General features: G+C 63.5%; 12 protein-coding genes. 8 read left to right on the top strand and 4 right to left on the bottom strand.

Annotated elements, in window-relative coordinates; genetic code table 11:
- Positions 1–173 precede the first annotated feature (173 nt).
- The gene (locus AUR64_RS16960) at positions 174–1,028 is read left to right on the top strand and encodes a hypothetical protein (protein ID WP_058583148.1); all 855 of its coding nucleotides are present in this window, start codon (positions 174–176) and stop codon (positions 1,026–1,028) included.
- Here the strand turns inward: AUR64_RS16960 and AUR64_RS16955 are convergent, their stop codons facing one another.
- On the bottom strand, positions 1,029–1,307 hold the full coding sequence (locus tag AUR64_RS16955) for a hypothetical protein (RefSeq protein ID WP_058583160.1): 279 nt from the start codon (positions 1,305–1,307) through the stop codon (positions 1,029–1,031).
- A 176-nt stretch (positions 1,308–1,483) separates the two neighbouring features.
- Between AUR64_RS16955 and AUR64_RS16950 the strand changes: the two genes are divergently transcribed.
- The 5 genes from AUR64_RS16950 to AUR64_RS16930 all read left to right on the top strand — a co-directional run bounded on the left by AUR64_RS16950 (position 1,484) and on the right by AUR64_RS16930 (position 5,522).
- Positions 1,484–2,674 (top strand): redox-regulated ATPase YchF, encoded by a 1,191-nt coding sequence (locus tag AUR64_RS16950; protein ID WP_058583147.1) that lies wholly within the window; start codon positions 1,484–1,486, stop codon positions 2,672–2,674.
- A gap of 72 nt (positions 2,675–2,746) precedes the next feature.
- Positions 2,747–3,124, top strand: a complete 378-nt coding sequence (locus AUR64_RS16945; RefSeq protein WP_058583146.1) for a winged helix-turn-helix domain-containing protein — start codon at positions 2,747–2,749, stop codon at positions 3,122–3,124.
- Positions 3,121–3,405, top strand: a complete 285-nt coding sequence (locus AUR64_RS16940; RefSeq protein WP_058583159.1) for a DUF7521 family protein — start codon at positions 3,121–3,123, stop codon at positions 3,403–3,405. Before AUR64_RS16945 ends, AUR64_RS16940 begins: the two co-directional genes overlap by 4 nt.
- 220 nt (positions 3,406–3,625) lie before the next feature.
- The gene (locus tag AUR64_RS16935) at positions 3,626–4,141 is read left to right on the top strand and encodes a TspO/MBR family protein (RefSeq protein ID WP_082230833.1); all 516 of its coding nucleotides are present in this window, start codon (positions 3,626–3,628) and stop codon (positions 4,139–4,141) included.
- A 616-nt stretch (positions 4,142–4,757) separates the two neighbouring features.
- The gene (locus tag AUR64_RS16930) at positions 4,758–5,522 is read left to right on the top strand and encodes an HFX_2341 family transcriptional regulator domain-containing protein (RefSeq protein ID WP_058583145.1); all 765 of its coding nucleotides are present in this window, start codon (positions 4,758–4,760) and stop codon (positions 5,520–5,522) included.
- 39 nt (positions 5,523–5,561) lie between these two features.
- Here the strand turns inward: AUR64_RS16930 and AUR64_RS16925 are convergent, their stop codons facing one another.
- Both AUR64_RS16925 and AUR64_RS16920 read right to left on the bottom strand, forming a co-directional pair.
- Positions 5,562–7,028 carry an arylsulfotransferase family protein gene (locus tag AUR64_RS16925; protein WP_082230836.1) on the bottom strand — a complete coding sequence of 489 codons (1,467 nt, stop codon included), beginning with the start codon at positions 7,026–7,028 and terminating at the stop codon, positions 5,562–5,564.
- 137 nt (positions 7,029–7,165) lie between these two features.
- Positions 7,166–7,513: a four-helix bundle copper-binding protein gene (locus tag AUR64_RS16920; RefSeq protein ID WP_058583144.1), complete on the bottom strand. Its 348-nt coding sequence runs from the start codon at positions 7,511–7,513 to the stop codon at positions 7,166–7,168.
- Between the two features lie 271 nt (positions 7,514–7,784).
- Between AUR64_RS16920 and AUR64_RS16915 the strand changes: the two genes are divergently transcribed.
- Positions 7,785–8,096, top strand: a complete 312-nt coding sequence (locus AUR64_RS16915; RefSeq protein ID WP_058583143.1) for a HalOD1 output domain-containing protein — start codon at positions 7,785–7,787, stop codon at positions 8,094–8,096.
- Between the two features lie 54 nt (positions 8,097–8,150).
- On the opposite strand, the gene AUR64_RS16910 is transcribed toward AUR64_RS16915, so the two are convergent.
- On the bottom strand, positions 8,151–9,950 hold the full coding sequence (locus AUR64_RS16910) for a hypothetical protein (protein ID WP_155120645.1): 1,800 nt from the start codon (positions 9,948–9,950) through the stop codon (positions 8,151–8,153).
- 184 nt (positions 9,951–10,134) lie between these two features.
- On the opposite strand from AUR64_RS16910, the gene AUR64_RS16905 reads away from it, so the two are divergent.
- A complete protein-coding gene (locus AUR64_RS16905) occupies positions 10,135–10,521 on the top strand; it encodes an SWIM zinc finger family protein (protein WP_058583141.1) in 387 nt (128 codons plus the stop codon).
- The last annotated feature ends 19 nt before the right edge of the window (positions 10,522–10,540 follow it).

Here is a 10,540-nt window from a genome sequence, read left to right as displayed (position 1 = left end):
TCTCGCCGCCTCTCTTCATACTTCATCCACCGCCCACAGAGCGACAGCGACGCTCCGTGGGCTACTCTCATTTCGAACAGCTACGGCTATATTTCCCAACAACTGAACACAATCATCAGGTGACCGGCACACTTATCTTTCTATCACGCACGACATGGATAAGGAACATCACCATGGGTGACTCGTCGACGTCAACGGTCGCTGGCCCGGGACTCCACCTCCGCGAAACGGGAGTGGAGACGCCGCTTCCACCAGAACTCACCCGCAGCCAGTCAGTCGACGTCGTTGCTATGCTGACCGAGATGACGCCGGACGAGTGGCTCGACCGCTGGCGAAGGGAGGTCGGACCGGACCCGGCCGGGCACACGATTCTCACCGTCGACGAGACGACGCGAAGCACAGCGGCAACAACGTCGAACGGGCCATCCTTCGGAGGTATCTCACTTACCACGACCACTGCACCGGTAGCACCCGACGTCGTCGCCGACACGCTCGAAACTGCACTCACACGCCCGGCCCCCGAGCGGGAACTGTTCGTCTGGGTGGAGTCACTCACACCGCTGTCGGCGGGTGAGTCCACGGTCCCGTTGCTGCAGACACTCAGAAAACTCGGCGAGAGCGCCACCGTAACTGCAGTCTGTCACGCCGAAACGGGGTCTGTGGACACGGCCATCGCGGAACTGTTCGACAGCGTCGAAGTCAGCGAACCGGTGTCCGCACGCATTGAGCGACTTCGCGCCGAGAACCCGACGAACTTTGGCTATCTGCGGCGGCACTGGCGAGACACCAAGCAGGCAATCGAGCAGTCGACCCGAAGCTACCCGCAGGCGCGGCAACTCCACGCCGATTTAGAGGAGACGGAGACGACGCCACAGAGTCTCGGTGTCGCCTTGCAAGCGCTCGTCGAACTCGACGTCATCGAACTGTGGAGCGACACCGTCGGGTCGAACCGCTACAACTTGACCACGTACGACGCCGAACTGCTCGACGCAGTCGGCGAATCACTGGCAAACGCAGAAACCGAGTGACTACGTCTCTGTCGACGGCGAACGTAACGACTCGTCGACGACGGTCCCGTCGGATTCTAACGTCACCGTCCCCAGAGACACCGTCTCACCCGTCGGTGTCGAGGCCGATATCTCCCGAAGCACTGCCTCTTGGTCGAGTCGCTTCCAGACGACACGTTCGACGAGTCGTTGGAACTCCTCGGGGTCGGTCCACCCCGAGTCGATGTCCGAGGGAACGCGGACGACGAACTGCAGGTCGGTCTCAGTCACGTGGATACCGACGCCGAACGTATCGCTCATGTGCGGGCGTTCGTTCGAGAGATACAAAGCCTCGTTGAACGTCGCCGTCACGCAGTGAGGCGAGTCGGTGGGCCGCACCGCGTCTCCATGTTCACGTCTCCGTGTATGTACGACAGTTTCACGCACACGCGATGTGGGTAGAACAGTTTTTGGGCGTCGCTCCGCCAGAACGACCAATGAGTTACAAAATCGGTCTCGTGGGCAAGCCCTCGGTGGGCAAATCCAGTTTCTTCAATGCGGCGACGATGAACGACGTGCCGGAAGGCGCGTACCCCTTCACGACTATCGACCCGAGCATCGGCGAAGCGTACGTCCGCGTCGACTGTGCCGCCCCGGATTTCGACGAGACGTGTACGCCGAACGTCGGCTTCTGTACCCACGGAACTCGGTACGTCCCGGCGAAACTCGTCGACGTGGCCGGTCTCATCCCCGGTGCCCACGAGGGGAAAGGACTCGGAAACCAGTTCCTCACCGACCTCAACGAGGCGGACGTCTTGGTCCACGTCGTCGACTTCTCCGGTGAGACCGACATCGAAGGCGAAGCTACCGAAGGCCACGACCCCCGAGACGATATCGACTTCCTCGAAAACGAACTCGATATGTGGTACCTCGAAATCCTCGAAAAAGGCATCGAACGCTATCAAGGTGGATACGACGGCGACGAGAAGCATATCGAGGAGGACCTCGCAGAACAGATGAGCGCGTTCAAAATCGACAAAGACCGGATGAAGCAGGTCATCCTCGCGGAGGGCCTCGAACTCGACCCCGAGACGTGGGACGACGCCGAGCGCGAATCGCTGGCCCGCGAGATTCGAAAGCGGACGAAACCGATGGTCATCGCGGCGAACAAGATGGACAAGCCCGTCGCCCAGGAGAACTACGAGGAAATCACCGCCGACCCCGACTACGACCACCTCACGTTCGTGCCCGCGAGCGCGCACGCGGAGAAAGCGCTGAAGAACGCCGACGAAGCCGATGTCGTCGACTACGATGCGGGCGACTCCTCGTTCGAAATCGTCGACGACGTCTCCGAGGAACAGGAGGCCGGTCTCGAACAGATTCGGACGTTCGTCGAAGCGTACGACGGAACCGGTGTGCAGGCCGCCCTCGAAGCCGCGCTGTTCGACGAACTCGGCTGTATCGCCATCTTCCCCGGCAGCGCCAACGGCAAGAAAGACGAGAAAGGCGTCTTCCGTGACTGCTTCATCCTCCCCGAGGAGTCGACGACCGAAGATTTCGCCTACCACCTCCACTCGGACATCGGCGACGGCCTCCTGCACGGTATCGACTGCCGCAGCGGTCGACAAATCGGGTCGGGTCACGAACTCGGTCACCGCGACGTCGTCGAGATTCTCACGACGAACTGAGCGCCACAGCCGTCGCTCGTTTCTGCGCGGAGCCGAACGAACTAATTCGACGGCCGTTGAACCTCCGAGTCGATGGCGCGCAAGCAGTCCACTGTCGCTCGCGTAGCCTCGCTCCAGGAGGTGTTGGACGCCCTCGACGACCCTGACTGTCGAACTATCGTCCGGCACCTCGACGACTCTATGACCGCCCAACAGCTCTCCGACGCCTGCGATATCCCGCTGTCGACGACGTATCGCAAACTCGACCGTCTCACGGACGCGTCGTTGCTCGACGAACAGACCGAACTCCGAAGCGACGGCCACCACACCACCACGTATCGGGTGTCGTTCGAGTCGGTCGAAATCAGTCTCGGCGAGCGCAGGCAGTTCGAGGTCGCAATACACCGACCCACAGCGTCGGCAGACGAACGCCTCGCGGGCCTGTGGGCGGAACTGCGGAGGGAGACGTGAGCGACCCCGCTTCGCTGAGTCCGCTCGTCGTCGCGCTCAAAACGCTCACACTCGTTCTGGGCGGACTCATCACGTATTTCGCGTACAAAGCGTACCGGCGAACCGGCGCAGTCGCGTTACGGTTACTCGCAATCGGTTTCGGTATCGTCACGCTCGGGTCGCTGCTCGCCGGCGTCGCCGACCAACTGCTCGCAACCGGACAGATGTACGCCCTCGTCGTCGAGAGCGGTCTCACCGCTGTCGGCTTCGCCGTCATCGTCTACTCGCTGTACGTCGACTGAACTGAGCGACCGGTGAACCGTCGACAAGGAGGAAAGACAGACCCGGCCGCCCGTCCGCGCTTGTCCGTAGGCGTTCACGGACGCCTATGTTCGTCCATGGTCGTCGCTCGCCGTCAGTCTCGGTCACCCCGTCACACTCACCTGTTCGATGCCTGTCGCGTCGATATCACGCCGTGGGAGTCGCCGGAATCCGTTTGTCCCTCTGGTGAGTACGGCAGGTATGGCGCTGAATACGGCTGTCTCCGCGCTCGGACTCTCAGCCGACGACCGGAGAGGTCTCGCGGCGTGCATCGCCCTGTGTGAACTCGCGGGGGTCGTCCCCGGCGCGCTGACCCGCGAAGAGATTGCCGAGTGGTATCCGACGCTCGAACGACCCGAGTCGACGCCGCCCGGGTGGGTGTTCGCTCCCGTGTGGACGTTCCTGTACGCGACGATGGGCGTTGCACTGTATCTCGTGTTCCGCGACAACGCACAGTCGGTCCGCGGCCGACAGGCGTTGTGGGCGTTCGTGGGGCAACTCCTGCTCAACGTCTCGTGGACCCTCGTGTTCTTCGGTCGCCAGTCGGTTCTCGGCGGGTTCGTCACCATCGTCGGTCTGTGGCTCTCGGTGCTGACGACGCTCGTCGCGTTCGCCCGTGTGAACCGGCGCGCGGCGCTGCTACTGCTCCCGTATGTCCTCTGGGTGAGTTTCGCTACGCTGCTGAACGCACGTCTGTGGCGGCTGAACCGTTCGTAGTCGGACACCCCTTTTTGGCTCGTTTCTTCGGTCCGGACAGTGGCTTCTCTGCGCACCGAACAGGTCCGCAGTGCGACCAGCGTGACCGACGTGACAGACACGACCGACACGACGGATACGATTGGTACGACTGTCTCGATGGTCGCGTGTCAATACTGAATATACTATCACGAGATGGTGAATATGCATGTGTCCGACAGACACGGTTCGCCGGTCGGCATCGCCGTACACGCCTCTGGTACGGTCGCGTCGACCACCGCGTCAGTCCCCGCCGACGCCCCTCCACGCTGTTCGGTTGCAGTGGTCGGGCGCATGCCGGACCGCGGCGTCGCCGCCGCTGGTCCGCAGCCATCGGGAGTTCGCTCCCGCCGCCGACGTAGTCGGTCCCCGCTGACGCTTCGGCCCTCCGATTCGCCCACGTCCCCACGCTGACGTTTCGGCCTTCGCCTCGCCCGTTCGTTGACGCTTCGGCCCTCCACCGCCGATGACCCCTCCATCCACCGCGACAGCCCTCGTCCACCGATGCCCCACGTCGGTAGTCCGCTTCGGCGTCGTTCGATTTTCGTCGCCGCCCTCGCTTCCGAAGATTGATTACTCGGTTGCCGACACACCGAATATGGACGGCATCCGCGACATTCGGTCGATGCGCCGGGTGCAGATTGCACCACTCGGCTACGAACGCGACCGGGTGTTCCTCCCGGCGACGCGACTCAACGCCGACCGCCTCTACCTCCTCGCCGAACCCGACACGTACACGACCGTCTCCTACCACGAGACGCTCCGTGACGACCTCGAATCGGAGGGTATCGAGGTCGAAGACCACGAAGTCAGCCTCCACGACGTGTACGACGTGATGGGCGTGACGACGACTATCGCCGCAAAACACGCCGACGACGAAGTGCTCGTCAACATCTCCAGCGGGACGAACGTCGCCGCCGTCGGCGCAGCTATCGCTTGCATGACGACGCACGCCACCGCGTTCAGCGTCGAACCCGAGTCGTACGGCCACGACATCCACGAAGCGCCGCTGACTCGCGGTGTCGTCGACATCGGGCAACTCCCCGACTACCCGATAGAGTCGCCGACGCGCGAGCAAATCGCCGTCATGGGCTACGTCCGCGAACGCGACGACCGCGGCTACACCGTCCACAAACGCGACCTCATAGAGTTCGCCGAACGCGAGGAACTCCCCTTCATGACCGAGAGTCCGACCGAGAACCGCCAGTCGAAGTACCGCCGCCTCGACGCGCACGTCGTCGACCCGCTGGAATCGAAAGGGTATCTGGACCTCCGACGCGCGGGCCGTCGAACGCTCGTCTCACTCACCGGGACAGGCGAGAGCGTCTATCGGGCTTTCGAGCACAAACTCAGATACGGCTGAACCGCGTAAACGAGCAAAAAGACGCGTCGGGGTCGGCGGTCAGTCGTCGTCCCGGGTCGTCGCCGTGTTACCGGCGTCGGTGCTCCGTCCGCCACGACGGCGGGCGACGAACCGACGGACCTCGACGGCGACGAGGCCGACGACGCCGACGAGGCCGACGAAGATGGCGAACAGTTCGGGAATCCCCATCCACACCGGCGTGATGTACATGAGACCGTTGAGATACTTCCCGGGGATGACGTTCTTGATGCCAATCCAGAACTGCTCGTCTATCGACGGGTTACGAGAGCCGATGTCGGCGGACTGCGCGCTCGGACCCGCAGAGGACTCGTCACCCGTACCGAGGCGTTCTGACTCGTAGGGGAACGCGATGTTGACGCTCCACACGACTTGCCCAGTTTCGTCGACTTCGAACACGCGGTTGCCGTTGGAGTCGGAGATGAGCGTGTGGCCGTTCGGCAGGCGGTCGGCGTCACGCGGCCACTGCATCCGCGCGTCGCGCCAGCGCCACGACTCGACCCACTCGCCGTCTTCGCGCTGGTACTCGATGACGCGGTTGTTCTCGGAGTCACCGATGATGACCGCCGGTCCGCCCTGCGACTCGGGGATGTAGTCGGGGTTGTGCTGTTCGTTGAGGATGTCGTAGTTGTCCTCCTCGCCGAGCGTCCAGTTCTCTTGGACTCCTTCGCCGGGTTCGACGAAGATGACGCGGTCGAAGTTCCGCGGACTCAGCATGAACCGACCGTCTTCGAGCACTTCGACGTCGTTCATGTGCGTCCAGTCTTCGGCGTACGGACCGCCCGTCTCGCCGGTCTCGAACTCGTCGCTGGCGTTCCACGTCCACGTCACTTCGTTCGTCTCGGTGTCGACGACGAACATCCGGTCGAAGAGGATGTCGGCGACGGCGTAGTGCGTCTCGTTGATTCGGTCGCCGTCGTGCCACCGCGAGGAGTGTTTGCCGGGCGTCACGACGGAGTAGACGTTCTCGACTTCGCCGGTCGTCAGATTCACACGTTCGATGCCGTTGCGCGTACAGGCGTTCACGTCGCTGTGTGCTTCCAGATAGGTGTCGAGCGTCTCCTGGTCGACGCCGAGTTCGGAGGCGTTCCACTCGTCGGGAGCGGGACACTGGTTCGGGTCGAGGTGGTCGGCGTACAGATACTCGACCGTCGCGTCCGTTCCTTCGACGGGGTCGACGTCCCAGTAGCGCGTGTGGGTGTCGTTGTAGTACAGCGTCGACCCGTTGGGGTCGAACGCGACGAGCTCAGCGCGGGCACGCGGCCCGTCAGCGCTCTCGCCGCGCCAGGAGTTCGAGTCGGTGGCGACGACGGTGATGCCGTCGGCTTGGGGCGCGATTTGGGCGCTCGGGTCGGCGACACCGTCGCCGCCGAGATAGCTCTCGAAGGTGGTGTCGGTCGCCGACGAGGCGTATCCGACACCGACGGCCACCGCGGCGAACGCGATGAGGGCGATAAAGACAACTCGGGGACTAATCCGTCCGGCCATAGAGAGTTCATCGGCGAGTGCGGCTTTATCGGTTGTGTCGATTCTCACCGAGTAGGCTCGAATTACACGCCGAACTCATCGCCGTGGCTACAGGTCTGCGGATTCGCCCAAAAAAAATCGTGTACGTTGCGGTCGCGTTACGCCGAGGCCATGCTTCGACAGGTCTCCGCACACTCGCGGACCACGTCGGCGCACACTTGGCAGTGGTCGTGGTCGTGTTGTTCGCACTCGTCGGCGCACGCTTCGCAGGCGTCCGCGCAGACGCCCGCGAGGTCACCGCTGTAGTCGGAGTCGCGCGCCATGAACCGTGCGTGCATCGACGCCACGTCGGCGACGTCTCGACAGAGACGGATACACTGCTCCATCCCGTCGCCTTCGTCGATACAGGCGTCAGCACACCACTCGCACGCTTGCGTCGCTTCGAGGCAGTTGTCGAGGCACTCACGCTGTTGGTCGGACAGATGTGAAATCTCTTGTAGCGCCATTGCACAGTATGGTCAACGGCCTTGATTTAGCCCGTTGTGCTTACGCGAACGTCGAAAACCGCCGTCGAAAGGCTCGGTCCCAAAGTAGAGTCCGAATCGAATCTTCGGTTCGAAACCGCCGTTCGCTCCGTCGCGTCACGAACCTGAACTGACCATCGTGACCGCAACGAGAGTCATATATCTGACAATGTCAGCGAACGTGGCTACCAAAACTGCTTAGGACGGGTGCGTGGTGCAGTGCGTATGAGAGTATCTGGCGGTCTGGAGTAGGATGTCGGGGCCGACAGACGAAGGCCTCGACTCCTTCGAGAGTCGCATTACGGAGGAGTCGTATCAGACCTATCCCCTCGACAGCGATTCGGTCAGCGAAGTGGTCATCAGAGCCGTTGCAACGACTATCGACTGCGACCCACTCGAGTTGGACCAACTGTACGGAACCGTCGACCCGGACGCACTCGACGACCTCTTCACCGAGGGGCCGTCGGCGTCACCGACGGCCGACGGGCAGTTCATCTTCTCGTTCAGTGGGTGCGAGGTCGTCATCTCTCGCAACGTCGTTGCCGTCCGACGGTTCGACGACTGACGCAGTCGGCGTCGACTCCTCGCCACACTCACCTTTTTGACTCGGTCTGTGCGGCTACGCTCGCGTTACTCCACCCACCTCTCCACGAGCGGTCGCCCTCGGCAGTGACTCGACAGTCGAGAGGGGTACGAGCGATTTCACCGCGGTGACCACTCGTGCGACCCAAAACGACAGCGCATCCGTCGGCCGCGTCGGGTCCGTGTTCGCTGCGACCTCCCGGTCGTCGTCGTAGCCGTCACCGTCGGTGTCTGGTCGCTCCGGGTCGGTGCCGCGCTCACGCTCCGTCGCGTCGGTGAGTCCGTCTCCGTCGCTATCCACCCTCGAACGGCCCGCGTCGGCATCAGCGTCGTCCTCGGTCGACGAATCGACCGAAGCATCGTCACCATCGGTCGCATCACCGTTTTGGATGGCTGACTCGTTCGTCCCCGACTGTCGTCCGTCGGTCGAACTCGTGGTGTCGGCGTCCGCATCTGCATCGACATCGGCGTCGGCGACGAACGGGTTAGTTCCAGCCGCCTGTTCTTCGGCGTTCGTCAGTCCGTCGTCGTCGGGGTCGTCGCCGGGATGCTGTGTGTAGTGAGTCGGCCGGTCCGAGACGGGTGGGGCGGCGGTCGTGCGAACGTAGCGGTCGAGGTCGGCGGCGACGGATTCGTCGCTCACGTTGGCGACGATACCGCGGAACGTCTCGTAGTCGATTCGACCTTCGTGGGCGTTGACCCGCTCAAACACCGTCGTTAACGTCTGCTCACCGTCGGTCGACTCGTGAATCGACGCGTCCAGCGAGGCGAGTACTCGTGGGCCTTTCCGGTAGGGGACGAGCGGACTCGACCAGTTCGCCGGCGTCGACAACACGGCGTCGGCGTACGTGTCGGCGCTCACAGCCGCTCGAAACCGCTGGAAGGCGAGGTCGCCCGACTGTAGCGGGAGATAGCTGGCGTAGTACTCCGCGCTCGCCTCGCGGAACCACCGCATCTCCTCTGTCGCGCGGTACGACTGCCGGAGGTGGACGTACTCGTGGACCCAGATATTGCTCGCGGCGTCCACCGAGGCGTCGTCGCGGACCCACGCCGTCGCACCACCGTCGAAGCTCAACCCACCGGCGGTCGTCCGCACCGACGATGCGGGAATCGCAAACAGATGCGTCGTCTCGTACTCGCTCTCGGGGAGTCGACTCCCTGCAGATTCGACTGAGTCGAGCACCGCGGCCGGGTCCGAAACCATCGACGCCGCCTCCGGGACGACCAGACGAACTCGCTCGTCGCCGACCGAGCGTTCGTACACGTCGACGGAACCGAGGAAGGCGAACACCGACGTCGCGTATCCCGGTCCCTCGACGGTGACGTTCGTCGAGACACCGGTGGCACCGGCGGTTCGACCCCGAATCGAGGGCGTAAAGCGGCGAACGTCGACGGCGGCCCACGACCCGGTGTCGACGCCCGTGCTGTAGTGGTCGAGCGTCGTCTCACTGACCGCCCGCTCGAACGACAGCGAGGGGCGGGCAGTCTCGCGGTCCCACCGGTAGACGCCCGGTTCGACTCGGTCGAAGCCTTCTGACTCGGTGACCGAGAGCGACTCGTTGTCGGGGAACCGGAGTTCGAGCGCCGTCGTTTCGCTGGCGAGGTGGTACGTCACCGCGGCGGCGACTCGCCCGGCAGGGTCCGGGTCCGAGAGGGTTATCCGCTGTTCGACGCCAATGGCCGTCGACTCCGTTACCGACTGCTGGAGGGCAGCGGTCGGCGCGGGCGACGACGGTCGAGCGTTGACGACACCGACGCCGACGCCGAGACCCGCCGACTGCGCAACTACCACCACTGTCAGAAAGACGACGACGGACCGGCGAACACGTCCGCTCACGGCCGTAGTATCGGCGGAGACGACTATCAGCGTTGTGCCATTCTCGTCGGCCAACACAGTTTGGCTCCGGGTGCCGAATCGGTTCGAAATCCGACGGAACGTCGGTTTATGCTCGTGCAAGCCCTGCACTGAACGCGAACAGACGACCCGAACTTCGCCTCGACGAAACACACCAGGGCGACATATGACCTCGAAACCAAACGTCCCAAATACGACAGCAGAATCGACCGTCGACGCCGTCGACGAACGCGATGTGCGCGCGCTCACCGAGACGATGTTCGTCGACAGGGAGGCACCCGACTTCTACCGCGTTCGCACGCAACGCGGCGACGAGTACGTCGTCGACACCCGGGAACCGGCGTGTACCTGCCCGGACTTCCAGTACCGAGACGTTCGGTGCAAGCACGTCCGACGGGTGCAGTTCGAGGCGGGCGAACTCGACCCCGACACCGTCGCAGCGGACGTCCACACCGCTCTCGACGCCCTCGACGACCGATTGGCCGCACTCGCCGCCCGACGGGCCGAGTACGTTGGCCTCCTCTCGACGATAGACCGATTCGAGCGTCGCTGACCCGGCGTCGGAACCGTGG

Source organism: Haloprofundus marisrubri (assembly GCF_001469955.1).
GTDB lineage: Archaea > Halobacteriota > Halobacteria > Halobacteriales > Haloferacaceae > Haloprofundus > Haloprofundus marisrubri.
Note: the sequence above shows the minus strand (reverse complement) of the source record. Positions and strands in the feature narration are given on the sequence as shown.

Bases quoted from the DNA above. Each gene is read 5' to 3' on its own strand.
- AUR64_RS16960 (WP_058583148.1), top strand. From the start codon at position 174: ATGGGTGACTCGTCGACGTCAACGGTCGCTGGCCCGGGACTCCACCTC.
- AUR64_RS16955 (WP_058583160.1), bottom strand. From the start codon at position 1,307: ATGAGCGATACGTTCGGCGTCGGTATCCACGTGACTGAGACCGACCTG.
- AUR64_RS16950 (WP_058583147.1), top strand. From the start codon at position 1,484: ATGAGTTACAAAATCGGTCTCGTGGGCAAGCCCTCGGTGGGCAAATCC.
- AUR64_RS16945 (WP_058583146.1), top strand. From the start codon at position 2,747: ATGGCGCGCAAGCAGTCCACTGTCGCTCGCGTAGCCTCGCTCCAGGAG.
- AUR64_RS16935 (WP_082230833.1), top strand. From the start codon at position 3,626: ATGGCGCTGAATACGGCTGTCTCCGCGCTCGGACTCTCAGCCGACGAC.
- AUR64_RS16930 (WP_058583145.1), top strand. From the start codon at position 4,758: ATGGACGGCATCCGCGACATTCGGTCGATGCGCCGGGTGCAGATTGCA.
- AUR64_RS16925 (WP_082230836.1), bottom strand. From the start codon at position 7,028: ATGGCCGGACGGATTAGTCCCCGAGTTGTCTTTATCGCCCTCATCGCG.
- AUR64_RS16920 (WP_058583144.1), bottom strand. From the start codon at position 7,513: ATGGCGCTACAAGAGATTTCACATCTGTCCGACCAACAGCGTGAGTGC.
- AUR64_RS16915 (WP_058583143.1), top strand. From the start codon at position 7,785: ATGTCGGGGCCGACAGACGAAGGCCTCGACTCCTTCGAGAGTCGCATT.
- AUR64_RS16905 (WP_058583141.1), top strand. From the start codon at position 10,135: ATGACCTCGAAACCAAACGTCCCAAATACGACAGCAGAATCGACCGTC.